The following is a 23,501-nucleotide window of genomic DNA, read 5'->3' as shown; positions in this document are numbered from 1 at the left end:
TCCGGAGGGTCCGAAGTGATACCGAGGCCGGCTACCCGCCCATGGCGTGTGTTGGCAAAGCGGGTCAGCCAGATCCTGCACACGGTGTGGGATCCGCTCAGTATCGACTCCGAGCCTGGCGCACAGACGGAGTACTACGACTATGTGCCGGAGATCGTCCGTCTGCTTGTGTGTGATGCATCCGCTGATGGGATCGCCGCGCGGATCGAGGCTATCAGGCGCGAGCACATGGGCCTGCCCGGAGATGAAGCGCGCGACCGCCAGGTGGCGGTGATGCTGATCGCCTTGACCGCGCGTCGCCCGCCGCTCGCCTCAGGCCGCCTTTTCTGCCGGTGCTTCTGCGCGCGCCGGCTGTAGGCGATTGATGCCGCTGATGATGGCGCGGATCGAGGCGGTGACGATGTTGCCGTCTACGCCCACGCCGTAGCGGTCGCCGCCTTGTCCGCCGGCCTCGGTGAGCTCGAGGAAGGCGCAGGCCTGGGCGTTGCCGCCGTCCTCGCTGGGGGTGATCGAGCGCTCCTCGAAGCTGCGCACCTGGACGTCGATGCCGGCGCCGCGCAAGGCGTGGATGGCGGCGTCGATCGGGCCGTTGCCCTCGCCGACGAGCAGGTGTCGGGTGCCGCCGATCTCCACCACCAGGCGGATGCCCTGCGCCTCGCCGTGCTCGAACAGATGGTGCTCGACGTAGCGAACCGGCGCGACGGTGTCGAGGTAAGTGCTGCGGAAGAGGTTCCAGATTGCCGACGCCGACATTTCGCCGCCGCTGGCGTCGGTGACCTGCTGGACCTCGCGCGAGAATTCCACCTGCAGCCGACGCGGCATGACGATGCCGTACTCGGTCTCGAGCAGGTAGGCGATGCCGCCTTTGCCGGACTGGCTATTCACCCGGATCACGGAGTCGTAGCTGCGGCCGACGTCGGCGGGGTCGATCGGGAGGTAGGGTACGTTCCACGGGGTGTCCGCCTTGTGGGCGGCGAATCCCTTCTTGATGGCGTCCTGGTGGGAGCCGGAGAAGGCCGTGAATACGAGATCCCCCACATAGGGGTGGCGTGGGTGGATGGGCAACTGGTTGCAGTACTCGACGGTGCGCGCAACCGCGTTGATGTCGGAGAAATCGAGCCCGGGCGCGACGCCCTGGGTGTACATGTTGAGCGCGAGGGTGACGATATCGACGTTGCCGGTGCGCTCGCCGTTGCCGAACAGGCAACCCTCGACGCGGTCGGCGCCGGCCATCATGCCGAGTTCGGCTGCGGCGATGCCGCTGCCGCGGTCGTTGTGCGGGTGGAGCGAGAGCACGACGCTGTCGCGGCGCTCGAGCTGGCGATGCATCCACTCGACCTGGTCGGCGTAGACGTTGGGCGTGGCGACCTCGACCGTGGCGGGGAGGTTGATGATGACCTTGTTGTCCGGCGTCGCGCCCCATTCGGCGGTGACGGCGTCGCAGACTTCCTTGGCGAAGTCGAGCTCGGTGGCGGAGAAGGTCTCCGGGCTGTACTCGAGGCGGATCTCGGTGCCGCACTCGGCCCTCATCTGCGCGCCGATCTGCTTGATCAAGCGCACGGCCGACACCGCGAGCGCAACCACCTGGGGCTTGTCCATATTGAACACGACTTCGCGGAAGGTGGGCGAGGTGGCGTTATAGACGTGGATGATCGCCCGTGGCGCACCGCGTACCGACGCCATGGTGCGGCGGATGAGGTCCTCGCGCGCCTGGGTGAGCACCTGGATGGTGACGTCCGCCGGGATGTGGCCGCCCTCGATCAGGGTGCGTACGAAGTCGAAGTCGGTCTGCGAGGCGGACGGAAAGCCGACCTCGATCTCCTTGAAGCCGATGTCGCACACGGTGCGGAACATGCGCATCTTGCGCTCGACGTTCATGGGCTCGAACAGCGCCTGGTTGCCGTCGCGCAGGTCGGTGCTCATCCAGATCGGCGCACGGTCGATGACCTTGTTCGGCCATTGGCGGTCGGCGAGTGCGATCGGGGCAAAGGGGCGGTACTTGGCGGCGGGGTTCTGCAACATCATGGCGCGGTCCTCGGGGGCGTGGCGTGATTCGATGGAGGAGAGTTTACGCGCCGAGCCGCGGCAGACGATTGCGTTGTTGCAGTGCGATTCGGTGTTTGCCGGCAGAAAAGTTCACGAAACGGAAGTTTGGTGCAACAATCTACCATTCATGAACAATGGGGCGCCTGATCATGCAGCTTGACCGCTATGACCGCCAGCTTCTGGATATGTTGCAGCAGGATGGTCGAATCAGCAACCAGGAGCTCGCCGACCGTATCGCGTTGTCACCTTCGGCCTGCCTGCGGCGATTGCGCGCGCTGGAGGAGTCCGGCCTGGTGATCGGCTACCGCGCGCTGCTCGATGCAAAGAAGCTCGGCCTGTCGCTGATGGCGCTGATCCACATCTCGATGGACCGCCACACGCCCGAGCGCTTCTCGCATTTCGAGGCCGAGGTCGAGAACATTCCGCAGGTGCTCGAGTGCCTGCTCATTACCGGTCAGGATGCCGACTACCAGCTGAAGGTCGTCGTCACCGATATGGACGGCTACCAGGAACTGCTGCTGAACCGCATTACCCGCATTCCCGGTGTCACCGGGGTGCATTCGAGCTTCGTGCTGCGGCGGGTGATCGACAAGACGGCGCTGCCGCTGGGCAGCGCCTGATCGTTGCTTACTTGCCGGCGTTCGCTTACTGCCCGGCGTTGGGGAAGAAGAGCTGCTCGCCAGCGATCCTGTACGAGGCGATCGCTTCCTGACCGGCGGGCGATACGACCCAGTCGACGAAGCTGCGCGCTTCGGCTTCCTTGACGTGTGGGTGGCGCGCCGGATTGACGACCATCACGCCGTACTGGTTGAACAGCCGGGTGTCGCCCTCGACCAGGACTGCGAGGTCGGCGCGGTTCTTGAAGCTGAGCCAGGTGCCGCGGTCGGTGAGGACATAGGCGCCGCTCGATGCCGCCATGTTGAGCGCCGGCCCCATGCCGCAGCCGCATTCCTTGTAGCCACTGCCCTTGTCCTCCAGGCCGGCGGCTTTCCAGTAGCGCAGTTCGGCCGCGTGGGTGCCGCTCTTGTCACCGCGCGACACGAAAGGGGCTCCGGCGGCGGCGAGCTTCTGCAGCGCAGCGGCGATGTCATTGCCTGCCGCGCTTGCCGGGTCGCCCTTGGGGCCGACCAGCACGAAATCGTTGTACATCACCTGGCGGTGCGCTACGCCGTGGCCCTCGTCGACGAATTTCTGCTCGGCCGCAGCGTCATGCACGAACACCACGTCGGCGTCGCCGCGGCGGCCCACATCCAGCGCCTGTCCGGTACCCAGCGCGACCACCTTCACGTCGATGCCGGTTGCCTGCTTGAACTGGGGCAGGATGTGGCCGAACAGGCCCGACTGCTCGGTCGAGGTGGTGGATGCAATCACGATCGAGGTGGCTTGCGCCTGGGCGACGAGCGGTAACAGTGCGATGGTGGTGGCCGCAACGAGGCTTGCGACGTGCTTGCTGGCGAGGGAAAGCAGTGAGGTGCGCATGGGTATCGTCTCCGTCGGCTATCGGGCAACCGTGTTGTAGGCAAATTGGAGTGATCGGCAGGATTGGCTTCAGCGACCAGCTTGGCGCAATCTATTGGCCTAACCTAAGCTCATCAATATGAACGGCTATGCATAGGATCAGCCTCAACTACACCCTCGGCCCGGCGGCGGCACCCGCCTTGGTGCGCAACCCCTTGCTGGACCTGCTGCAGGCGGTCAGTGTGCAGGGCTCGATCTCGGCTGCAGCACGCGCGCTTGGCTTGTCCTACCGTCATGTCTGGGGCGAACTCAAGCGCTGGGAGGCCGAGCTTGGTCAGCCGCTGATCCTTTGGGAGAAGGGACAGGCGGCGCGGCTTACCGCGTTTGCGGCCAAGCTGCTTGTGGCAGAACGCCAGGTGCAGGCGAGGCTTTTGCCGCAGATCGAAGCTCTGCGTGGAGATCTGGAGCGCGCCTTTGCGATCGCTTTCGATGAGTCGGCGCATGTATTGAGCTTGCACGCAAGCTACGATCAAGGGCTTGCGGCCCTGGCCGAGGAGGCGCGTTCTGGCCGTCTGCACTTGGACATACGCTTCACGGGCAGCGTCGACGCCATCCGAGCGCTCAACGAAGGCCGTTGCACGATGGCAGGCTTCCATGTCCGCCAGCCCGCAGCGCCCGACTCGCTCTCCCGCCACACCTACAAGCCTCTGTTGCGCCCCGGGCTTCATAAGCTCATCGGTTTTGCGCGCCGCAGCCAGGGCTTGATCGTGGCGCCGGGTAATCCGCTCGCCCTATGCGGGCTGCGTGATCTTCCGCGGCCAGGCGTGCGTTTCGTCAACCGGGCTCGCGGTACGGGTACGCGTGTCGTATTCGACGAGCTTCTGGGGGAGCTCGGGGTGAGCCCTTTCGCGATCCGAGGCTACGATGTGGACGAGCCTTCGCACGCCGCGGTTGCCCAGGCCGTGGCAAGCGGTGAGGCCGATGCCGGTTTCGGGATTGAGGCAAGTGCTCGTGACCGGGGGCTGGACTTCATACCCTTGGTGGAGGAGACATACTTCCTCGCCTGCCTGAAGTCCACCCTGGATCAATCCGCAGTCCGTGCGCTTCTCGCACTGCTCGGTTCGAGCGCGTGGCAGCGTCGGCTGGTGAGCCTCCCCGGCTACCAACCCTCGAATAGCGGTGAGGTGCTTTCGATGAGCCGTGTGTTGCCCTGGTGGCGTTTCCCCAGACGAAAGTGAGGCACTCAAACAGCTTTCAGGATTGCGTCCGGTATGCGCTCCAGCGGCAGCACCTGGTCTACGCCGCCGAGCTTGATCGCCTCGCGCGGCATGCCGAACACGACGCAGGTGGATTCGTCCTCGGCGATGGTGTGGGCGCCGGCATCGTGCATCTCCTTGAGGCCACGTGCGCCGTCGTCGCCCATGCCGGTCATGATCACGCCGACCGCGTTGCGACCGGCGACCTTGGCGCAGGAGTTGAACAGGGCATCCACCGACGGGCGATGGCGGCTGACGAGGGGGCCATCCACCACCTGCACCGAGTAATGGCTGCCGCTGCGCGCGAGCAGCATGTGCCTGCCGCCGGGGGCGACCAATGCCCGCCCGGGCTGGACCATGTCGCCGTTGCGCGCTTCACGCACCTCGAGTGCGCACAGGCTGTCCAGACGCGCTGCGAACATCGCGGTGAAGCGCTCGGGCATGTGTTGCACGATCACGATACCGGGACAGTTGGCCGGTAGTCGCGTGAGCACTGTTTCGAGTGCCTGGGTACCGCCGGTGGACGTACCGATGGCGATGATGCGTTCGCCGCTGCGAGGGAGGCGGTCGAGCTTCATCGGCGGGCGTTGTTGGTGAACTGTGCGAGCTGTTCTCGTGCGCCGGGCCTGGTGTACAGGGTCGGGCGCAGGGACGTCAGCTCGGTGGTGATGCCGCTGAGGGTTTCGGAGTGCCCGACGATGAAGATGCCGTCGTCCGCAAGGTGCGGGAGCAGGTTGCCGATGACTTTGCGCTTGGTGTCCTGATCGAAGTAGATCATGACGTTGCGCAGGAAGATCATGTCGAACTTGCCCATTGCGGCATGGCCAGGGGCGATCAGGTTGATCTGGCGGAACTCCACGCGGGTACGCAACTGGGGCACGACCTCGAGGCTGGCATCGAGCCCCTGTCCGCTCTGCGTGCAGTACTTCTTGAGCAGCGCCGGTGGAATGCCGCGTCCGCGATCGAGCGGGTATACGCCGGCGCGCGCGCGCTCGAGTACGGTCAGGCTGATGTCCGAGGCCATGACCTTCCAGTTGCCCGACATGCCCAGGGTCTCGGCCAGCACCATGGCGATGGTGTAGGGCTCTTCGCCGGTGGACGAGGCACCACTCCAGACCCGGAAGCTTCGTCCGCGACGGCTGGCCGCAAGCTCGGCGAGCACGCCGAAATGCGCGGCTTCGCGGAAGAAGTAGGTTTCGTTGGTGGTCAGCAGGTCCACCATCAACTGGCGCTCGACGGCCTGGTCCGGACGGGTGACCAGCCGGTAATAGGCGTCGAAGGTGTCCAGGCCGTAGTGACGCAGTCGGCGCGACAGGCGACCCGCAACCAGCTGCTTCTTGCTGTCGGCCATGCTGATGCCCGCCAGACTGTAGATGAGCGTCTGGAAAAGCTTGAACTCCTGGTCGGTGAGGCCGGTGCTGTGCATTGTCGAGCGCCTGTGCTGAACATGGGTGGGGATCCGCCGCCGATAGTATGCATCAGCATTGCCGCATGGATGCCGCGTCGGCGCCTCGTGTGCGCTGCGACCTTTCAACCCGCCTTCATGATCGCTTCGGGAACGAGGTCGAGCGGCAGCACCTGGTCCACACCGCCGAGCTTGATCGCCTCGCGCGGCATGCCGAAGACGACGCAGCTGGATTCGTCCTCGGCGATGGTGTGGGCGCCGGCATCGTGCATCTCCTTGAGGCCACGTGCGCCGTCGTCGCCCATGCCGGTCATGATCACGCCGACCGCGTTGCGACCGGCGAATCTGGCGCACGAGCGGAACAGCACATCGACAGAGGGCCGATGGCGATTGATCAGCGGGCCATCGACCACTTCGACGGTGTACTGTGCGCCGCTGCGGGCGAGCATCATGTGCTTGCCGCCGGGGGCGATCAGCGCGCGTCCGGGCATGACGCGGTCGCCGTGGCACGCTTCGCGCACCTCCAGCGCACACAGGCTGTCGAGGCGTTCGGCGAACATCGCGGTGAAGCGCTCGGGCATGTGCTGGACGATGACGATGCCCGGGCATACCGCCGGCAGGCGGGTCAGCACGGCTTCGAGCGCCTGCGTACCGCCGGTGGATGTGCCGATGGCGATGACGCGTTCGGTGGTACGCACCATGCTCGAGCCGCTTCCCAGGCCAGCGCCGATCATGGCGTCGACGCTCAGTTTGGGCGCCACGGTACGCGGCGCGAGCCGGCTCGCGTTGGCCCGTGCGGCGGCCTTCACCGCCTGTACCACGTCGTTGGCGCTGCCTTCGAGAAACTGCTTCACGCCCATTCTGGGTTTCGTGATGATCGCCGCCGCGCCGGCCGCCAGGGCCTGCATGGTTGCGGCAGCGCCATTCTCTGCGAGCGAGGAGCAGATCACCACCGGTGTGGGGCGCTCGGTCATGATCTTCTTCAGGAAGGTCAGGCCGTCCATGCGTGGCATCTCGATGTCGAGCACGATCACATCCGGCCACTGGCGCTGCATGTGGCCCATGGCAAACAAGGGGTCGGAGGCTGCCGCGATCACCTCGATGCCGCTGTCACGCTCGAGGGCCTGGCGCACGGTCTGGCGCACCACCGCCGAGTCATCGACGATGATGACCTTGATCCGGCTGTTCATCGTCCGTGCCCGCTTCGCGTTGCGCTGCGGTAGCGCTCGAACTGGGCGCGGGCACCCGCGCGGCAGTACAGCGTCGGCCTCAGGGCGCCGAGCTGGTCGGTGATCCCGGTCAGCGTCTCCGAGTGGCCGACGATGAAGACACCGTCCTCGCGCAGGTGGGGGAGCATGTTGGCGATGACCTTGCGCTTGGTGTCGTTGTCGAAGTAAATCATTACGTTGCGCAGGAAGATGACGTCGAACTGGCCGAGGTCGCGGTGGTGAGGTTCGAGCAGGTTGAGATGGCGGAACGTCACCCGCTCGCGTAGCGTGGACATGACGAGAAAGTTTCCGTCCTGGCTGCGAACGCCCTTCAGGCAGTACTTCTTCATCAGCTCGGGAGGAATGCCGCGACCGCGTTCGAGCGGATAGAGCCCGGCTGCGGCGCGTTCGAGCACGGTCAGGCTGATGTCCGAGGCGATCACCTCCCAGGGGGCTGACATGCCCAGGGTTTCGGCCAGCACCATGGCAATGGTATAGGGCTCCTCGCCGCTCGACGACGCACCGCTCCAGACCCTGAGCGGGCGGCCGCGCCGGCTGGCGGCGAAGTCCTGCAGGAAGTCGAAGTGCGCCGCCTCGCGAAAGAAGTAGGTCTCGTTGGTGGTCAGCAGGTCGACCATCAACTGGCGTTCGTCGAGGGCGTCGCCGCTGGTGACGAGCGTGTAATAGGCACCGAAACTGTCGAGGCCGTAGTGGCGCAGGCGTCGTGACAGGCGGCCGGCCACCAGCGCCTTCTTGCTGTCGGCCATGTTGATGCCGGCAAGGCGGTAGATCAGCTTCTGGAACAGGCTGAATTCCTGGTCGGTCAGGCTTTGGTTATCCATGTACGGGTGGAGTCCCGAGCTCAGAACAGTTCGACATTGGACTTGGGCGGGGGACGTCGCAGTGATTCGGCATAGGCCTGCTCGGCCTTGGCGACTTCCTGGGCCGTGGCCATTGTGGTGGTCATGCGCCGGCAGTATGCATCACCTGTCGCCGGCACGAAGAGCAGCTTGCGTGAGCAAGCGCCGAGGAAGTCCGAGGCGATCAGCTCGATGCCTTCGCGATCGAGCCATTCGCGCGCGAAGTCGGCATTGCGCTTGCCGATGCCCGAAGCGGCGATGCCGCTGATGATCGTACCGCCGCCAAACGCCTTCGCCTTGATGCGATGGCGAGCGCCGCCGCGGCCGAGGATGCCGTTGAGCAACACCTCCATCGCGTAGTCTCCGGACAGCAGCGAATCCACGTCGACCGTCCCCTCTCGCTTGCGCATGTTCGGCAGCATGAAATGGTTCATGCCACCGACCCCGACAGCCGGGTCGTACATGCACACGGCAACGCAGGAGCCGAGCAGGGTGGAGATCGGTTTCTGCATTTCGACCGCCCACTCGCCCGGCGCAATGTTCCTCGCCCGGCGCTCGATTTCCTGCGGCGACATGTTGTGCCAGTCGATCATGCGGGACTGTCCTCGGCAGCCTGCAGTCGTGCCAGCCTCAACGCGCCCGACCGCGGTGTGCGCTGACCACCGTGAAGAAGTCCATCAGCTCCTGCAGCTGTCCGGCCTGCCCGCCGAGCTCCTCGGCGGTGGCGGCAAGCTCTTCGGAGGCCGAGGCGTTCTGCTGGGTGGCCTTGTTGAGCTGGCCCATGGCGTTGTTGATCTGGCCGACGCCGGCGGTCTGCTCCTGGCTGGCCGAGGCGATCTCCTGCACGAGGTCGGAGGTCTTGTTGATCGAGGGCACGATCTCGTCGAGCAGCGTACCCGCGCGCTCGGCCAGGTGGACCGAGTTGCCGGCGAGCTGGCCGATCTCCTGGGCGGCGACCTGGCTGCGCTCGGCGAGCTTTCTGACCTCGGCGGCGACCACCGCAAAGCCCTTGCCGTGCTCGCCGGCACGGGCCGCTTCGATGGCGGCGTTGAGCGCGAGCAGGTTGGTCTGGTAGGCGATGTCATCGATGATGCCGATCTTGCCGGCGATGTTCTTCATCGCCTCGACCGTGGATTTGACGGCCTGGCCGCCCTCGCCGGCTTCGGAGGCGGCCTTGGTGGCCATGGCGTCGGTGATCTTGGCGTTTTCCGAGTTCTGGTTGATCGAGGCGCTCATCTGCTCGATCGAAGCCGAGGTTTCCTCGACGCTGGCGGCCTGCTCGGAGGAGGACTGGGACAGGCTCTGAGCGGTGGCCGAGACCTGGCCTGCGGCGTTGGTGAGCGCATCGGCCGCGCCACGGACCTGCTCGATGATCTCGGCGAGCTTGTCCATGGACTCGTTGACTGCGTTCTGCAGCACCTGGAAGTCGCCGGCGTAGTTGTCGGTGATCTTCTGGGTGAGGTCGCCCCCGGAGAGTGCGACCATGACGCGCTTGACCTCGTCGATGGGGGCGATGACCGCATCCAGGGTGGCGTTGACGCCCTGGACGATGCGGGCGTAGTCGCCGTGGTGACGGCTGGCGTCGGCGCGGGTGGACAGGCGGCCCTCGACGGCGGCCTGGGCGAGCATGTTGGCGTCGGTGACGAGCGCATTGACCGCGTCGATGGCGGTGTTGAGGTTGTTCTTGATGGTGTTGAAGTCACCGTTGTAGCTGTCGGTGATGCGGGCGGGGATGGCGCCCTTGGCAATCTGGTCGACGTAGTCGGCGGCCACGTTGAGCGGCCCGATGACGGCGTCGAGCGTGGCATTGACGCCGTCGACGATCTTGCGGAAATCGCCCTCGTGGCGGCTGGCGTCGGCGCGGGTGGCGAGCTTGCCGGCGATTGCGGCGTCGGCCAGCATGCTGGCGTCGTCGATCATGCGCTTGACGCTGGTCTGGACGCCGGCCACTGCACGCACCACGCTACCCACCTCGTCCTTGGCGTCGGACTGGAGGTCGAAGGCGAAGTCGCCCCTGGCCATGCGCTCGGCAGCGGCGCTCACCTCGCCCACCGGGCGCGTGATCGAGCGCGTGATGAAGATGGCAAAGCCGATACCGACCAGCAGCGCGGCAATCGCCAGCCCGATCAGTACGGTAACGGAACGCTCGGCGAGCACTTCGGCATTGCCACCGATCTGTTGCGTGAGCGCGGTCTGGTAGGCGATGAACTTGTTGAGCGCGTCGAGATAGGCGAGGAAGGCTGGGCGATAGGTCGCCGAGAACATGGCGGTCGCCGTGTCGAAGTCGCGCTGCTGGATCAGCCCCTCGAACTCTTGCTGCAGACCGATGAAAGCCTGCCGGGTGGACTTGACGGATTCGAGCTGCCGCTTGCCTTCGTCGCTGTATTTCAGGCGGTCGAGGGCTTCCAGGTTGCGCAGCAGCTTGGCGCGTTCTGCGCTTGTTGATTGCGCGAAGTCGCGCAGGTCCTGCTCGCCGCGCATGATCAGCATGTTCCGGTGCAACATCCCGATCAGATTGATCGACGCGATCATCTCGTTCGAGGTCGACAGCTTGACGTTCTTGTCGCTGACGATGTCGGTGATTTCGGCCTGCAGGTTGCTCAGTCGCAGGCTGCCCACGGCCGCGATGGCGACCAGCAGCAGCAGCACGATGGCGAAGCCAATGCCGAGCCGGATGCCGATCTTCAGGTTCTTCATGATGTACTCCAGGAAAAATCGATGCGAGCCAGGTCGCCGTCAGTTGCGGGCTGCCAAGGCGGGTGCGCGCGTGGTGGCGTGGCCGCCGGCGCGTTGCTCCTCGCTCGAAGCGCAGCGCTGAACCAATGCCTGCACGTCGAGGATGAGTGCGACCTCGCCGCTGCCGAGGATGGTTGAGCCGCCAATCCCCTTGATGTGGCGGAAAATGCTGCCGAGCGGCTTGATGACGGTCTGGAATTCGCCCATCAGCTGATCGACCACGATGCCGGACTTGATCCCGGCGTACTGTACGACGACCACGTTCTGACGCGCCGGTGCCTCGCCCGCCATGTCGAACATCTGGCGCAGCCGCACCAGGGGCAGGACTTCGCCGCGCAGGTTGACGTAGTCGCGGGTGAAGCCATCCACCGAGAGCTCGACACACTCGACCACGCTGTCGAGCGGGATGACGTAGGCGGCATCGCCGATGCCGACGAGGAAGCCGTCGATGATCGCCAGCGTGAGCGGCAGGCGGATGGCGAAGCGCGAGCCCTTGCCGATCTCGGAGCTGACCTCGACGCTGCCGCGCAGGCTCTGTATGTTGCGGCGGACGACGTCCATGCCAACGCCACGGCCGGAAATGTTGGTGACCTTCTCGGCGGTGGAAAAGCCGGGCTCGAAGATCAGGTTGTAGATCTCGGCGTCCGACAGGGCCTGGCCAGGCTGGGCGAGTCCGCGCTCGATCGCCTTGGCGAGGATACGGTCGCGGTTCAGGCCGGCGCCATCGTCTGCCACCTCGATGACGATGCTGCCCGAGTCGTGGAAGGCGTTGAGTTCGAGCCGGCCGCGCGCCGGTTTGCCCTTGGCCTCGCGCGCCGCAGGCTGCTCCAGGCCATGGTCCATGGCATTGCGCACCAGATGCATCAGCGGGTCGCCGATCTTCTCGACCATGGATTTGTCGAGCTCGGTTTCACCGCCGCTGATCACCAGCTCGATGTCCTTGCCCATCTCGCGTGCGGTGTCGCGCACGACGCGGTTGAAGCGGTTGAAGGTCTCGCCGATCTGCACCATGCGCAGTTGCAGCGCAGCGTCACGAATACTCTCGACCAGGCGGCTGGTAATGGAGTTGGCTTCGACCAGCTCGCCCAGGCCGCTGCGACTGGCTAGAAGACTGACGCTGGCGCCGGCGATGACGAGCTCGCCGACGAGGTCGATGAGGCGGTCGAGCTTGTCGGCCTGGATGCGGATCAGGCGCGCCTCGGCGACCTTCTTTTCGGTGACCTGCTTCTGCTTGGCGACCGCGGCATCGACCAGTTCGGCCTGGACGACCTTGTGCTCGACGAGGATCTCGCCGATCGGGTGGGGCTCGGCGGGAGCGTCCTGAGCCTCGGCCAGCACGGTTTCGCCGTCGTCCGCGTGCTGCAGCCTGAGCCCCTCGTCGAGTTCGGCCTGGGTCAGCGCACCCACCTTCACCAGGATCTCGCCCAGGCGCATCGGGTCTTCGGGCAGGGCGTTTATGTGCGCCAGGTAGTCGTCCAGCCGGCTGTGCGGGGGCAGGATGTGCAGGCTGCAGTCATCACGCACGAAGTCGAAGACGCGCTCGATGGCGGCCTTGTCGGCATTGGACGAGAAGCTGATCTCGAAGCCGAGGTAGCAGGCCTCGGGATCCATGTCCTCCGCGTTCGGCATGGCGTCGGCGATGGTCTCCAGGCGCTCTATGCGCCCGATGCTGCCGAGGTAGCGCAGAAAGGACAGCGGGTCCATGCCGTTCCTCAGCACGTCGGGGCCGAAGCGCAGCGAAATATGCCAGCAATCGGTTTCGACCATGCCGCCACCGCTGCTCTCGATCGGTGGCGGCATGGCGCTTGGCGGCCCCGAGCTCGAGTCGGCCTTCGTCTCCGACAGCCAGTCGCGCTGCAGGCGGGCGAGCAGCCCTTCGCCCTCGGCGGCGAGGTCGGGGTCGGGGCTGCTGGCAGCGGATTCGAGCACGCCGAGCAGATTGCCGATGTGGTCGCCGCAGCCCAGCAGCAGCGCGATGAGGTCTGAGTCGAGCTTGATCTCGCGGTTGCGCAACTTGTCGAGTACGTTCTCGACCACATGGGTGAAGGCGACGATGTAACCGCATTCGATGACCGCGGCGCCCCCCTTGATGGTGTGCGCGCTACGGAAGATCGCGTTCAGGGTGTCGTCGTCGTCGGGGCTGTTCTCGAGTTGCAGCAGGGCCGACTCGAGGGTTGCGAGTTGTTCGCGACTCTCGGTGACGAATACGGTGGTGATCTCGTCCATGGTTCTGCGCGTCCGGAATCAGGCCTGGTTTGCCGGGATAAGCAGCGGATCGCCGAACTCGGCTGCCATGTTGTAGAAATCGAGCACGTCGCGTACTGCCTCGCTGTGCGCGATGATCTGTGCCTCCTTGCCGAGTCGGCGTGCCTCGCGCTTGACCAGCATCAGAAGCTGGAAGCCGGCGGTGTCGATTTCGGCGACGCCGGAGAGGTCGATCTCAAGGCGCTCGGCTGCGTGGTGCAGTGCGTCGATGAGCTGCTGCTTCTGTGCTGCAGCGTGGTAGATGCTCATGTCCTCGGCGATGGCGATGCGATCCCCGGTCTTTTTCTTGCGCGCAGGCATGGTCGTACTCAGAAAAGTTCGATCTTTGGATTTGCTGCCGCTGCGGTACCTGACGATGTCTTGCCGGTGACCTGCTCGTGCGTGTGGCGCTGTTGCTCCATCACGTAACGGCCATAGATCTCTTCCAGGTGCTCCGCGAGCGGGGTGTAGCTGAAGCTGGGGTTGTCGCTCTGATCGAGCCGCTCGGCGAGTACGCCCAGGTGCTGGTCGAGGCGACTGAGCGATTCGGCCGTGTGTTCGATCTGCTGCCGGGTGACGTCCTGGAACTGGACGCTCGCCAGCGCATCCATGAACATCGCTGCCAGTTCGTTGCTGCTCTGGCGCACCGTGTCCATTGCGCTGGATTGATTCTGCAGGATGTCTTCGTAGCTTTGGCCGAGTTCGGCGAGCTGCACGGCGAACTGGCCTAGCGCGTCACGTTCGTCGTCGAGATCGGTGGCGGCCAGTTTTTCCTTGAGCTGGGTCTCGATCGTCGAGGCCACGCCCTGGATGCCAAGGTTGATCGACTGCACGGCATTTTCCGTCTCGGTCGATAGTTTGCGAACCTCGTCGGCAACGACCGTGAAGCCGCGACCGGCTTCGCCCGCCCGCGCTGCCTCGATCGCGGCATTGAGTGCGAGCAGGTTGGTCTGTGCTGCGATGTCCTTGATCAGCTTGGTCAGCGACTCCAGCGAGCGTGCCTCGCGGACCACCTGGGCGACGCGCTCCTGATCCTCCCGGGCTTCCTGGATGCGATGGTCGATGTACTGCTGCATGCGCCGGATGAGCTTCTGGTTGTTGGCGATGCGCGATTCCGAGCTATGCACCCTCTCGGTCGACTCGTTCGACTGTTCGGTGACGAAGGTGTTGAGCCGATTGACCACGTCGTCAATCGTCTGCAGACGCTCGCCGATGTCGTAGGCAGCCTGTTCGGTCTGCTGCACGACGCTGTCGAGTTGCTTGCGCAGCACGTCGCTGAAAGCCGGCACGGCACGTAGCTCGACGGCGATTTCCCGGCAGACCTGGCTGGCTTGTTCGCGGTTGTTCTGCAGCGTGTCGAGGGTGATCTCCTGGCCGAATGCAGCGTCGCGAAAGACGGCGAGCGATACCAGACGCACCCCGAGATAGGCCGCGAAGACGATCAACATTGCGCCGATCGCGTTTCCGAGCGGTTGGGGGATGCCCAGCGCCGGCAGGAAGCTGGCGTTGAACCACTCGTTGAACAGGAACACCGTGACGCCGGCGGCGAGCGCGATGGCGCCCAGCATCACCAGTGAGCGACGCAGGAAGATCGAGGAGTTCATGGTCAGCGCATGACGAGCTTGATCGTATTGAGCAGTTCGTCTGCCGAGGCGGGCTTGACGATCCAGCCGGAAGCGCCTGCCGCCTTGGCCTCCGCCTTCTTGGACTGCTGCGACTCCGTGGTCAGGAACAGGATCGGCATGAAGCGATACGCGGGCAGCTTGCGCACCTCCTTGATGAACTCGATGCCGTTCATGCCCGGCATGTTGAGATCGGTAATCAGCAGGTCTGCCTTGACGCCGCCCTGGAATTTCTTGAGGGCGTCGAGCGCGCTCGGCGCTTTCTCTACCGCGTAGCCAGCCTTGCTCAGGATCCCGGAGATCGACAGCAGGATGGTGGCGGAGTCATCGACGAGGAAGATGGTTTTCATTGTGAGTTAACCGGGTCGGTCTTGATGATGGGGAAGGGCACCGGCATGACATCATCGAGCAGCGAACTGAGCTTTGATCAAGGTCTACAAACCTCGTCCCTACACGGGCTGCTCCGCGAACCATGTCACACTTCGAAGCGAATGTCGTTACTGTAGTCCAATCGTTGGGGTTCTTAACGGGGGCTTGGCGCGAGGACTTTAGCGCGCGGATGCCTTTGTTGGACCGCTCGGACGGGGACGGAGCAAGGCGGGTGGGTGGTCGCCTCTCTTGGATCTTGCCCGACGGTAAGTGATAAGCAGCTGTTTAAAATGCGTAATTTCGTGAAACATGGGGCGCATGCCTGGCCGCTCGGGCGTTGAAGGCGTAGAATCTCGCCCCTTGTTCACGCATTGCAGCCCGGAGCGCGCCATGCTCTATCCCACTCGTTTCGATGTCATCGTGGTCGGCGGCGGTCACGCCGGGACCGAGGCTGCGCTTGCCGCAGCGCGCATGGGCGCAGCCACGCTGCTGCTCACCCACAACATCGAGACGCTGGGGGCGATGAGCTGCAACCCCTCGATCGGCGGCATCGGCAAGGGCCACCTGGTAAAGGAGGTCGATGCGCTCGGCGGCGCGATGGCGGCGGCCACCGACGAGGGCGGCATCCAGTTCCGCATCCTCAACGCCTCCAAGGGCCCGGCGGTGCGTGCCACCCGCGCCCAGGCCGACCGCGTGCTGTACAAGGCGGCGATCCGGCGTCGGCTGGAGAACCAGCCCAATCTGTGGCTGTTCCAGCAGGCGGTGGATGATCTCACCGTGGCCGGCGACCGCGTCACCGGCGTGGTCACCCAGATCGGCCTGCGCTTCGAGGCGCCGGCGGTGGTGCTGACCGCAGGGACCTTCCTCAACGGCCTGGTGCACGTCGGGATGCAGAACTACTCGGCCGGGCGTGCGGGCGATCCGCCGGCGATCTCGCTCGGCGCGCGCCTGAAGGAGCTCACGCTGCCGCAGGGCCGACTCAAGACCGGCACGCCGCCGCGGCTGGATGCGCGCACCATCGACTTCTCGGTGATGAGCATCCAGCCGGGCGACGATCCGGTGCCGGTGTTCAGCTTCCTCGGCAACGCCGCCCAGCACCCGCGTCAGCTGCCGTGCTGGATGACGCAGACCAACGAACGCACGCACGACGTGATCCGCGCCAACCTCGACCGCTCGCCGATGTATTCGGGCGTGATCGAGGGCGTGGGGCCGCGCTATTGCCCGTCGATCGAGGACAAGATTCACCGTTTCGCCGACAAGGACAGCCACAATATCTTCCTCGAGCCGGAAGGGCTGGAGACGCACGAGATCTACCCCAACGGCATCTCGACCTCGCTGCCCTTCGACGTGCAGCTGCAGATCGTGCGCAGCATCCGCGGCCTCGAGAACGCTCACATCCTGCGCCCCGGCTATGCGATCGAGTACGACTACTTCGACCCGCGCAACCTCAGGTCCAGCCTGGAGACGAAGTCGATCGGCGGGTTGTACTTCGCTGGCCAGATCAACGGCACCACCGGCTACGAGGAGGCCGCTGCGCAAGGCTTGCTCGCCGGTGCCAACGCGGCGCTGCAGGTACAGGGCCGCGAGCCATGGTGTCCGCGTCGCGACGAGGCCTATCTCGGCGTGCTGGTGGACGACCTGATCACCCGCGGCGTTTCCGAGCCCTACCGCATGTTCACCTCGCGTGCCGAGTACCGCTTGAGCCTGCGCGAGGACAATGCCGACCTGCGCCTGACCGAGAAGGGCCGCGAGCTTGGCCTGGTGGATGACGAACGCTGGTCCGCCTTCTGTGCCAAGCGCGAGGCGATCGAGCGCGGCACCGCGCAACTGAAGGCGGCGTGGGCGCGACCGGAGGCGATTCCCGCCGAGGACCAGCAACGCGTGCTCGGCAAGGCGCTCGAGCGCGAGCAGCGCTACTTCGAGTTGCTGCGCCGGCCCGAGACCAGCTACGAGACGCTGATGAGCCTGCCTGGAGCGCCGGAAGAGCGCGAGACCGACGCGCAGGTCATCGAGCAGATCGAGATTGCAGCCAAGTATCAGGGCTACATCGACCGCCAACAGGAGGAGGTGGCGAAGCAGGCCCAGGCCGAGGCCACCCGCCTGCCGGTCGAACTCGACTATGCCCAGGTGCGCGGCCTGTCCAAGGAAGTGCAGCAGAAGCTCAACCTGCACAAGCCGGAAACCATCGGCCAGGCCGGCCGCATTCAGGGCGTGACCCCGGCGGCGATCTCGCTGCTGCTGGTGTGGCTCAAGCGCCGCGACCTGGCGGCGCGCACCGGTGTGGCCGCGGACGAGGCGGCGCGGAGGCCTGCGGCATGAGCGGCCGCCTGCAACCCTGGGCGGCACAGTTCAGCGATGGGGTCGCCGCTCTCGGGCTTGCCCTGCCGCAGGAAACGGTCGATCGCCTGCTCGCCTTCGGCGAGCTGCTGCTCAAGTGGAACAAGGTCTACAACCTCACCGCGATCCGTAGCCCGCAGGAGGTGATCACCCATCATCTGCTCGATTCGCTGGCGGTGTTGCCGCACCTCGAGCGCGTGAGCAGGTTGGCCGACATCGGCTCCGGTGGCGGGCTGCCGGGCGTGGCACTGGCGATCGTGCGTCCGGGTCTGGTGGTCAGCTCGATCGAGACCGTGGGCAAGAAGGCGAGCTTCCAGCAACAGGCGAAGATCGAGCTCGGGCTGGGCAACTTCAGCGTGCTCAACAAGCGGGTCGAACAGGTGCAGGCCCAAGGCCTGCCCGGCGGTGCGGCCGAAGGCGTGATCTCGCGGGCGTTCTCGAGTCTGGCCGATTTCGTGAACCTTTCGGGCCATCTGCTCGCAGAGGGTGGTGCGTTGTACGCGATGAAGGGCGCCCACCCGGCTGACGAGATCGCTGCGCTGCCCGCCGGGTGGGTGGTGGCGGAGACCCACGCGCTCGTGGTGCCCGGGCTGGATGCCGAGCGTCACCTGCTGGTCATCCGTCGTGCCTGATACTGAGCCCTGAAGAGGGGCGTCTGCTGCGGCGCCGCATTGAAGTACACTCCGGGACTCGCACCCTGCGTGCGGTCCCTGCATACGGAACAGCCTGAACCGACATGGCCAAGATTTTCTGCGTTGCCAACCAGAAGGGCGGGGTGGGCAAAACCACCACCTGCGTCAATCTCGCTGCTGCCCTGCACCAGGCCGGCCAGCGCGTGCTGCTGATCGACCTCGACCCGCAGGGCAACGCGACCATGGGCAGCGGGGTCGACAAGCGCGGCTTGAAGAGCTCGGTCTATCACCTGCTCGTGGGCATGGTAGACCTCGCCGGCGTCCGCGTGCCCTCGCCCACCGGCGGCTACGACGTGCTGCCGGCCAACCGCGACCTCGCCGGTGCCGAGGTCGAGCTGGTCAATCTGGATCAGCGTGAGAAACGCCTGCGCAACGCGCTCGCTGCCTTCGATGCCGACTATGATTTCGTCCTCATCGACTGCCCGCCCTCACTGTCGATGCTCACCCTCAATGGCCTGTGCTGCGCCAACGGCGTCATCATCCCGATGCAGTGCGAGTACTACGCGCTCGAGGGTCTGTCCGACCTGGTCAACACGATCAAGAAGGTGCATGCCAACCTCAATCGCGACCTCAAGATCATCGGCCTGCTGCGGGTGATGTTCGACCCGCGCGTCACCTTGCAGCAACAGGTCTCCGCCCAGCTCGAGGGCCACTTCGGCGACAAGGTGTTCCGAGCCATCGTGCCGCGCAACGTGCGCCTGGCCGAGGCGCCCAGCCACGGCATGCCGGGCGTGGTGTTCGACAAGGCGGCCAAGGGTGCGCAGGCCTACATGGCCTTTGCGCACGAGATGATCGAACGCGCGAAGACCTTCTGAAGACCGGAACCGACATGAACAAACCCAGACTCAAGGGCCTTGGCCGCGGCCTCGATGCGCTGCTCGCAGCCAACCAGGAAGACGAAGCCGACAAGGGCGAGCTGCAGACGCTGCCCACGATCGCGCTGCAGCCGGGCAAGTACCAGCCGCGCACGCGCATGGACCCCGGTTCGCTCGAAGAGCTCGCGGCGTCGATCAAGGCGCAGGGCATCATGCAGCCGATCATGGTGCGCCCGGTAGGCGACGATGCCTACGAGATCATCGCCGGCGAGCGCCGTTGGCGGGCCTCGCAGATTGCCGGCCTCGCCGAAGTGCCCTGCCTGGTGCGCGAGATCCCCGACGAAGCCGCGCTGGCGATGTCGTTGATCGAGAACATCCAGCGCGAGGACCTCAACCCGCTCGAAGAGGCCGGCGGCATCCAGCGCCTGATCGACGAGTTCGCCATGACCCACCAGCAGGCCGCGGATGCGGTCGGCCGCTCGCGTCCGGCGGCGTCGAACCTGTTGCGCCTGCTCAACCTTGCCAAGCCGGTGCAGGAACTGCTGATGGCGGGCGACATCGACATGGGTCATGCGCGCGCATTGCTGCCGCTCGACGGCGCCAGCCAGATCCAGCTCGGCAACCAGGTCGCCGCCCGTCAGCTGTCGGTGCGCGACACCGAGCGCCTGGTGCAGCAGATCCTCAACCCGCGCCAGAAGAAGCCTGCGCCCCAGCCCGACCGCGATCTGCTGCGGCTCGAGGAAGAGGTGTCGGACGCGATTGGCGCGACGGTGAAGATCAAGGCCAACAAGAAGGGTGCCGGCGAGGTCACGATCCGCTTCGGCAGCCTCGACCAGCTCGACGGCCTGCTCGGCCGCCTGCGCTAGGGCGCAGGCGCGTCTGCGCGCTGCGCGGCGGCGATGCCGCGCGCCTCGTCGATCGCTGCGAGCGGCAGCAAGGCCAGCGCAAACAGCAGGATGCAGAACAGCACTGCGCCCTGCAGGCCGAACAGCCACTGCAGCAGGCCGACGCCGAAGATGCCGAAGATCGCCGCCAGCTTGCTGAACAGGCCCCAAAAGCCGAACAGCTCGGCCGCGCGTTGCTCAGGTGCGAACATGCCTACCAGGGCGCGTCCCACCGATTGGCTCGAACCCAGGCTGAGGCCGGACAGCAGCCCGGCGAACAGGAATACCTCCTCGACCTTCAGTTCGATACCGAGTTGCCTGTTGAGGCCTGCGGTCAGCTCGCCGACGAAGTAGATCGCCAGGATGGCTGCAATCCACAGCACGAGGGTGAGCGAATAGGTCAGACGTCCGCCGAGCCGCCCCTGCAGCGCGCCGAACAGCAGCGCCCCCAGCAGGGCGGTGATCTGCACGACGATGAACATCAGGTTGCGCGTGGCCTCGCTCCATCCGATCACCTGGGCGCCGTAGATGAAGGAGAAGGCCACGATCACATAGACCCCGGCCATCGCGAACAGGATGGACATGAACAGCCGACCCAGGTCCGGGAACTGCGATACCGAGCGCAAGGTCGCCAGCAGGCGCGCATAGGCGCCGCGCAGCACCGCCGCGTCGAGCCGGCGATGGTGGCCCACTCGAGGCTCGCGTACCCACAGGAAGGTCGGGATGGCGGCGAGCAGGAAGAAGGCCGCGGCGAAGGGGCCGACCCAGCGCATGCGCTCGAAGTTCTCCGCGCTCACCTCGCCGAGGAAGAGCAGCACGAACCCGGCCGACACCAGCCCGCCCGCATAGCCGAGCGCCCAGCCCAGGCCGGAGATCTTCCCCATCTCGTGGCTGTCGCCGAGGAAAGGCAGGAAGCTGGCGATGAAGGACTCTCCTGCGGAGTAGGTCGTGTTCGAGATCACGATGAGCGCGAACCCCAGCCACACGTATCCCGGGCTGACCAGGTAGAGCATGGCGGTGCTCGCCACGGTGACGAGGTAGCTCGCCAGCAGCATGCGCTTCTTGGCCTGCGCGTGGTCCATCACCGCACCGAGCAGCGGCGCACTCACCACGACCATGGCATAGCTGATGCACAGTGCAAGGCTCCAGAGCAGGTTGCCGAGCCTGTAATCGGGGGCGTCGCCAACGATCACCCGGGTGTACAGGTCGCCGAACACCACCGTGATGATCAGTAGTGTGTAGGCCTGGTTTGCGAAGTCGAACATGCACCAGCCGAAGATCTCCCTGCGACTGGCCTTGCGGGTACGGATCATGATTGTGCGGGGGCTGTGGCTGCAGTGCAGGTGACGGGGGGCGGGCGGCGCGAACTGTCGCAGATCGGTTCATTGCGGCCCCCGCTGGTGATACAACTTCTATAAGATACACGACGCCTCGGGAAGTGCTTGCTGCAATGCAACCGAGGTTTGACTTTACTGCGGTTAACCCCTACCATCCGCGGGATTTTGGGCGGTCGCCTGCGCGCGTTTGACGCAGGAGCTGTTACACCGATGCTTAAAGCCGTCATACTGCAGTTGCTAGCTACACTCCTCGCCGCGCTGATTTCTGCCGCGCTGTTCGGAGTTGCCGGGGCGATCTCGGCAGCAGCAGCGGGTCTGGCGTGTGTATTGCCGAGCTGGATCTTCGCCATGCGCCTTACGGCCATGACGCGCAAGACCGGGTCGGCGACGGTGGCTGCCTTCGTCGCAGGCGAATTCATCAAGGTCGCCTCGATAGTGGGATTGTTGGTGCTGGTGTGGGCCGTTTATCCTGACCTCCACTGGGGGGGCATGCTGATCGGGCTCGTTCTGGCGCTGAAAGCGAATTTATTTGCATTTTTGGTGAAGACCTGACCATGGCTGGAAACGCTCCCACCGCATCCGAGTATGTGACCCACCACCTCGGACACTTCAACAATTCCGGGCACCCCCAGGAAAACATCGTCGATTTCAGCATCATCAATATCGACTCGATGGTGTTTTCGATCGGACTCGGTTTGCTGACCATCTTCATCCTGTGGCTGGCCGCTCGCAAGGCGACCTCCGGCGTCCCCGGGCGCTTCCAGGGTTTCATCGAGCTCCTGGTCGAGATGGTCGCAGACCAGGCCAAGGGCATCATCCACAGCCCGGAGTCGCGCAAGTTCGTTGCCCCGCTCGCGCTCACCGTGTTCGTGTGGATCTTCCTGATGAACGCGATGGACCTCGTGCCGGTCGATCTCATCCCCATGCTCTGGACCGGCATCTATTCCGCCGCAGGCGGTGATCCTGCCCACGCTTACATGCGCGTCGTGGCCACCGCCGACCTGTCCGCCACTCTGGGCATGTCCTGCGGCGTGCTGCTGCTCTGCCTGTACTACAACGTGAAGATCAAGGGTCTTGGCGGCTGGGTGCATGAGCTCTTCACCGCGCCTTTCGGCAGCCACCCGGTGCTCTACCCGATCAACTTCGCGATGCAGATCATCGAGTTCCTCGCCAAGACCATCTCGCACGGCATGCGACTCTTCGGCAACCTGTACGCTGGCGAGTTGATCTTCATCCTGATCGCGCTGCTCGGCGGCACCGCCACCGTGTTTGGCTTCGTTGGTCACGTGATCGCGGGTTCCATCTGGGCGATCTTCCACATCCTGATCATCCTGCTCCAGGCCTTCATCTTCATGATGCTGACTCTGGTGTATGTCGGTCAGGCGCACGAGAGCCACTAAGTTTCGGTTTCATCTTCAACGCAGTACCTAGTTTTTAAACTCACCTTCCCCACTAAGGAGTCGTCATGGAAAACGTTCTGGGTTTTGTTGCTCTGGCTGCTGGTCTGATCATCGGTCTCGGTGCCATCGGTGCTTGTATCGGTATCGGCATCATGGGTTCCAAGTACCTCGAAGCCTCGGCGCGCCAGCCCGAGCTGATGAACGCCCTGCAGACCAAGATGTTCCTGCTGGCCGGCCTGATCGACGCCGCGTTCCTGATCGGTGTCGGTATCGCCATGATGTTCGCCTTCGCCAACCCGTTCCAGCTCTGATCGGTTCGAGTTCATCCTTTTTTGAACCAACCTGAGGGCCAAGAACCGTGAATTTGAACGCAACTCTGATAGCCCAGCTCGTTGTGTTCTTCATTCTGGCGTGGTTCACGATGAAATTCGTGTGGCCGCCCATCGTGAAGGCACTGGACGAGCGTGCGAAGAAGATCGCAGACGGGCTGGCAGCTGCGGACAAGGCCAAGGCCGATCTGGCACTCGCCGAGAAGAAGGTCGTCGAGGAACTGCGCAAGGCCCGCGAATCCGCGGGTGACGTGCGTACCTCTGCTGAAAAGCAGGCGAGCCAGCTGATCGACGAAGCCCGCGCCGAAGCCGGTCGCATCATTGCCGCAGCGCGTGAAGCTGCCGAAGCCGAAGCCGGCGTCGCAGCGCAACGTGCCAAGGAAGCTCTCCGCGACCAGGTCGCCCATCTGGCGGTTGCCGGTGCCGAGAGGATCCTGCGCCGCGAGATCAATGTCCAGGTGCACGCCGAACTGCTTGCCAACCTGAAACAGGAACTGCAATAA

At 65.0% G+C, this 23,501-nt stretch carries 23 protein-coding genes and 1 pseudogene; 11 read left to right on the top strand and 13 right to left on the bottom strand.

The window, feature by feature from the left end; translation table 11 throughout:
* Positions 1-51: 51 nt before the first annotated feature.
* On the top strand, positions 52-357 hold the full coding sequence (locus C662_RS04550; protein ID WP_037984109.1) for a hypothetical protein: 306 nt from the start codon (positions 52-54) through the stop codon (positions 355-357).
* Here C662_RS04550 and leuA read toward each other — a convergent pair.
* The gene (gene leuA / locus C662_RS04545; RefSeq protein ID WP_002925483.1) at positions 313-2,025 is read right to left on the bottom strand and encodes a 2-isopropylmalate synthase; all 1,713 of its coding nucleotides are present in this window, start codon (positions 2,023-2,025) and stop codon (positions 313-315) included. The genes C662_RS04550 and leuA overlap by 45 nt on opposite strands.
* Positions 2,026-2,195: 170 nt before the next feature.
* On the opposite strand from leuA, the gene C662_RS04540 reads away from it, so the two are divergent.
* Positions 2,196-2,666: an Lrp/AsnC family transcriptional regulator gene (locus C662_RS04540; RefSeq protein ID WP_198291877.1), complete on the top strand. Its 471-nt coding sequence runs from the start codon at positions 2,196-2,198 to the stop codon at positions 2,664-2,666.
* A 25-nt stretch (positions 2,667-2,691) separates the two neighbouring features.
* On the opposite strand, the gene C662_RS04535 is transcribed toward C662_RS04540, so the two are convergent.
* Positions 2,692-3,525: an extracellular solute-binding protein gene (locus C662_RS04535; protein ID WP_002925478.1), complete on the bottom strand. Its 834-nt coding sequence runs from the start codon at positions 3,523-3,525 to the stop codon at positions 2,692-2,694.
* A gap of 128 nt (positions 3,526-3,653) precedes the next feature.
* On the opposite strand from C662_RS04535, the gene C662_RS04530 reads away from it, so the two are divergent.
* Positions 3,654-4,742, top strand: coding sequence for a substrate-binding domain-containing protein (locus C662_RS04530; RefSeq protein WP_002925476.1), 1,089 nt, complete (start codon positions 3,654-3,656; stop codon positions 4,740-4,742).
* 5 nt (positions 4,743-4,747) lie between these two features.
* Here the strand turns inward: C662_RS04530 and C662_RS04525 are convergent.
* The 10 genes and pseudogenes from C662_RS04525 to C662_RS04480 all read right to left on the bottom strand — a co-directional run.
* Positions 4,748-5,311: pseudogene (locus C662_RS04525) on the bottom strand (chemotaxis protein CheB); the annotation flags it as partial.
* A gap of 23 nt (positions 5,312-5,334) precedes the next feature.
* Positions 5,335-6,186 (bottom strand): CheR family methyltransferase, encoded by an 852-nt coding sequence (locus tag C662_RS04520; protein ID WP_002925473.1) that lies wholly within the window; start codon positions 6,184-6,186, stop codon positions 5,335-5,337.
* A gap of 104 nt (positions 6,187-6,290) precedes the next feature.
* Positions 6,291-7,355 carry a protein-glutamate methylesterase/protein-glutamine glutaminase gene (locus tag C662_RS04515; RefSeq protein ID WP_002925471.1) on the bottom strand — a complete coding sequence of 355 codons (1,065 nt, stop codon included), beginning with the start codon at positions 7,353-7,355 and terminating at the stop codon, positions 6,291-6,293.
* On the bottom strand, positions 7,352-8,215 hold the full coding sequence (locus C662_RS04510; RefSeq protein ID WP_002925470.1) for a CheR family methyltransferase: 864 nt from the start codon (positions 8,213-8,215) through the stop codon (positions 7,352-7,354). The genes C662_RS04515 and C662_RS04510 overlap by 4 nt, the downstream gene beginning before the upstream one ends.
* Positions 8,216-8,235: 20 nt before the next feature.
* Complete coding sequence (locus C662_RS04505) at positions 8,236-8,826, bottom strand: chemotaxis protein CheD (RefSeq protein WP_002925469.1); 591 nt, start codon at positions 8,824-8,826, stop codon at positions 8,236-8,238.
* A 37-nt stretch (positions 8,827-8,863) separates the two neighbouring features.
* On the bottom strand, positions 8,864-10,930 hold the full coding sequence (locus tag C662_RS04500; RefSeq protein ID WP_002925468.1) for a methyl-accepting chemotaxis protein: 2,067 nt from the start codon (positions 10,928-10,930) through the stop codon (positions 8,864-8,866).
* A 39-nt stretch (positions 10,931-10,969) separates the two neighbouring features.
* Positions 10,970-13,195: a chemotaxis protein CheA gene (locus tag C662_RS04495; protein WP_002925467.1), complete on the bottom strand. Its 2,226-nt coding sequence runs from the start codon at positions 13,193-13,195 to the stop codon at positions 10,970-10,972.
* Positions 13,196-13,213: 18 nt separating this feature from the next.
* Entirely contained in the window at positions 13,214-13,534 is a 321-nt protein-coding gene (locus C662_RS04490; RefSeq protein WP_002925465.1) for an STAS domain-containing protein, read from the bottom strand.
* Between the two features lie 8 nt (positions 13,535-13,542).
* Positions 13,543-14,817 carry a methyl-accepting chemotaxis protein gene (locus C662_RS04485; RefSeq protein WP_002925463.1) on the bottom strand — a complete coding sequence of 425 codons (1,275 nt, stop codon included), beginning with the start codon at positions 14,815-14,817 and terminating at the stop codon, positions 13,543-13,545.
* A 2-nt stretch (positions 14,818-14,819) separates the two neighbouring features.
* A complete protein-coding gene (locus tag C662_RS04480) occupies positions 14,820-15,185 on the bottom strand; it encodes a response regulator (RefSeq protein ID WP_002925461.1) in 366 nt (121 codons plus the stop codon).
* Between the two features lie 409 nt (positions 15,186-15,594).
* Here C662_RS04480 and mnmG point away from each other — a divergent pair, with 409 nt between their 5' ends.
* The 4 genes from mnmG to C662_RS04460 all read left to right on the top strand — a co-directional run bounded on the left by mnmG (position 15,595) and on the right by C662_RS04460 (position 19,914).
* The gene (gene mnmG, locus C662_RS04475; RefSeq protein WP_002925459.1) at positions 15,595-17,523 is read left to right on the top strand and encodes a tRNA uridine-5-carboxymethylaminomethyl(34) synthesis enzyme MnmG; all 1,929 of its coding nucleotides are present in this window, start codon (positions 15,595-15,597) and stop codon (positions 17,521-17,523) included.
* Positions 17,520-18,173 (top strand): 16S rRNA (guanine(527)-N(7))-methyltransferase RsmG, encoded by a 654-nt coding sequence (gene rsmG, locus C662_RS04470; protein WP_002925456.1) that lies wholly within the window; start codon positions 17,520-17,522, stop codon positions 18,171-18,173. Before mnmG ends, rsmG begins: the two co-directional genes overlap by 4 nt.
* Before the next feature lie 104 nt (positions 18,174-18,277).
* Complete coding sequence (locus C662_RS04465; RefSeq protein WP_002925454.1) at positions 18,278-19,048, top strand: ParA family protein; 771 nt, start codon at positions 18,278-18,280, stop codon at positions 19,046-19,048.
* A 14-nt stretch (positions 19,049-19,062) separates the two neighbouring features.
* Positions 19,063-19,914: a ParB/RepB/Spo0J family partition protein gene (locus C662_RS04460; protein WP_002925451.1), complete on the top strand. Its 852-nt coding sequence runs from the start codon at positions 19,063-19,065 to the stop codon at positions 19,912-19,914.
* On the opposite strand, the gene C662_RS04455 is transcribed toward C662_RS04460, so the two are convergent.
* On the bottom strand, positions 19,911-21,245 hold the full coding sequence (locus tag C662_RS04455; RefSeq protein ID WP_002925449.1) for an MFS transporter: 1,335 nt from the start codon (positions 21,243-21,245) through the stop codon (positions 19,911-19,913). The genes C662_RS04460 and C662_RS04455 overlap by 4 nt on opposite strands.
* Before the next feature lie 234 nt (positions 21,246-21,479).
* On the opposite strand from C662_RS04455, the gene C662_RS04450 reads away from it, so the two are divergent.
* From C662_RS04450 to C662_RS04435, 4 genes are all read left to right on the top strand, one after another.
* A complete protein-coding gene (locus C662_RS04450; protein WP_002925448.1) occupies positions 21,480-21,821 on the top strand; it encodes an ATP synthase subunit I in 342 nt (113 codons plus the stop codon).
* A gap of 2 nt (positions 21,822-21,823) precedes the next feature.
* Positions 21,824-22,669, top strand: coding sequence for a F0F1 ATP synthase subunit A (gene atpB / locus C662_RS04445; protein WP_002925446.1), 846 nt, complete (start codon positions 21,824-21,826; stop codon positions 22,667-22,669).
* 65 nt (positions 22,670-22,734) lie between these two features.
* Positions 22,735-22,980 carry a F0F1 ATP synthase subunit C gene (gene atpE, locus C662_RS04440; protein WP_002925444.1) on the top strand — a complete coding sequence of 82 codons (246 nt, stop codon included), beginning with the start codon at positions 22,735-22,737 and terminating at the stop codon, positions 22,978-22,980.
* Positions 22,981-23,027: 47 nt separating this feature from the next.
* Positions 23,028-23,501: a F0F1 ATP synthase subunit B gene (locus tag C662_RS04435; protein ID WP_037984103.1), complete on the top strand. Its 474-nt coding sequence runs from the start codon at positions 23,028-23,030 to the stop codon at positions 23,499-23,501.

The organism is Thauera sp. 28 (genome assembly GCF_000310145.2).
Taxonomy (GTDB): Bacteria; Pseudomonadota; Gammaproteobacteria; order Burkholderiales; family Rhodocyclaceae; genus Thauera; species Thauera mechernichensis.
Note: the sequence above shows the minus strand (reverse complement) of the source record. Positions and strands in the feature narration are given on the sequence as shown.

Coding starts and splice junctions, on each gene's coding strand:
- atpE (WP_002925444.1), top strand. CDS start 22,735: ATGGAAAACGTTCTGGGTTTTGTTGCTCTGGCTGCTGGTCTGATCATC.
- C662_RS04540 (WP_198291877.1), top strand. CDS start 2,196: ATGCAGCTTGACCGCTATGACCGCCAGCTTCTGGATATGTTGCAGCAG.
- C662_RS04480 (WP_002925461.1), bottom strand. CDS start 15,185: ATGAAAACCATCTTCCTCGTCGATGACTCCGCCACCATCCTGCTGTCG.
- C662_RS04535 (WP_002925478.1), bottom strand. CDS start 3,525: ATGCGCACCTCACTGCTTTCCCTCGCCAGCAAGCACGTCGCAAGCCTC.
- C662_RS04465 (WP_002925454.1), top strand. CDS start 18,278: ATGGCCAAGATTTTCTGCGTTGCCAACCAGAAGGGCGGGGTGGGCAAA.
- C662_RS04490 (WP_002925465.1), bottom strand. CDS start 13,534: ATGCCTGCGCGCAAGAAAAAGACCGGGGATCGCATCGCCATCGCCGAG.
- C662_RS04455 (WP_002925449.1), bottom strand. CDS start 21,245: ATGATCCGTACCCGCAAGGCCAGTCGCAGGGAGATCTTCGGCTGGTGC.
- C662_RS04505 (WP_002925469.1), bottom strand. CDS start 8,826: ATGATCGACTGGCACAACATGTCGCCGCAGGAAATCGAGCGCCGGGCG.
- C662_RS04485 (WP_002925463.1), bottom strand. CDS start 14,817: ATGAACTCCTCGATCTTCCTGCGTCGCTCACTGGTGATGCTGGGCGCC.
- C662_RS04530 (WP_002925476.1), top strand. CDS start 3,654: ATGCATAGGATCAGCCTCAACTACACCCTCGGCCCGGCGGCGGCACCC.
- C662_RS04495 (WP_002925467.1), bottom strand. CDS start 13,195: ATGGACGAGATCACCACCGTATTCGTCACCGAGAGTCGCGAACAACTC.
- C662_RS04510 (WP_002925470.1), bottom strand. CDS start 8,215: ATGGATAACCAAAGCCTGACCGACCAGGAATTCAGCCTGTTCCAGAAG.
- atpB (WP_002925446.1), top strand. CDS start 21,824: ATGGCTGGAAACGCTCCCACCGCATCCGAGTATGTGACCCACCACCTC.
- C662_RS04520 (WP_002925473.1), bottom strand. CDS start 6,186: ATGCACAGCACCGGCCTCACCGACCAGGAGTTCAAGCTTTTCCAGACG.
- C662_RS04460 (WP_002925451.1), top strand. CDS start 19,063: ATGAACAAACCCAGACTCAAGGGCCTTGGCCGCGGCCTCGATGCGCTG.
- leuA (WP_002925483.1), bottom strand. CDS start 2,025: ATGATGTTGCAGAACCCCGCCGCCAAGTACCGCCCCTTTGCCCCGATC.
- C662_RS04450 (WP_002925448.1), top strand. CDS start 21,480: ATGCTTAAAGCCGTCATACTGCAGTTGCTAGCTACACTCCTCGCCGCG.
- rsmG (WP_002925456.1), top strand. CDS start 17,520: ATGAGCGGCCGCCTGCAACCCTGGGCGGCACAGTTCAGCGATGGGGTC.
- C662_RS04515 (WP_002925471.1), bottom strand. CDS start 7,355: ATGAACAGCCGGATCAAGGTCATCATCGTCGATGACTCGGCGGTGGTG.
- C662_RS04500 (WP_002925468.1), bottom strand. CDS start 10,930: ATGAAGAACCTGAAGATCGGCATCCGGCTCGGCATTGGCTTCGCCATC.
- mnmG (WP_002925459.1), top strand. CDS start 15,595: ATGCTCTATCCCACTCGTTTCGATGTCATCGTGGTCGGCGGCGGTCAC.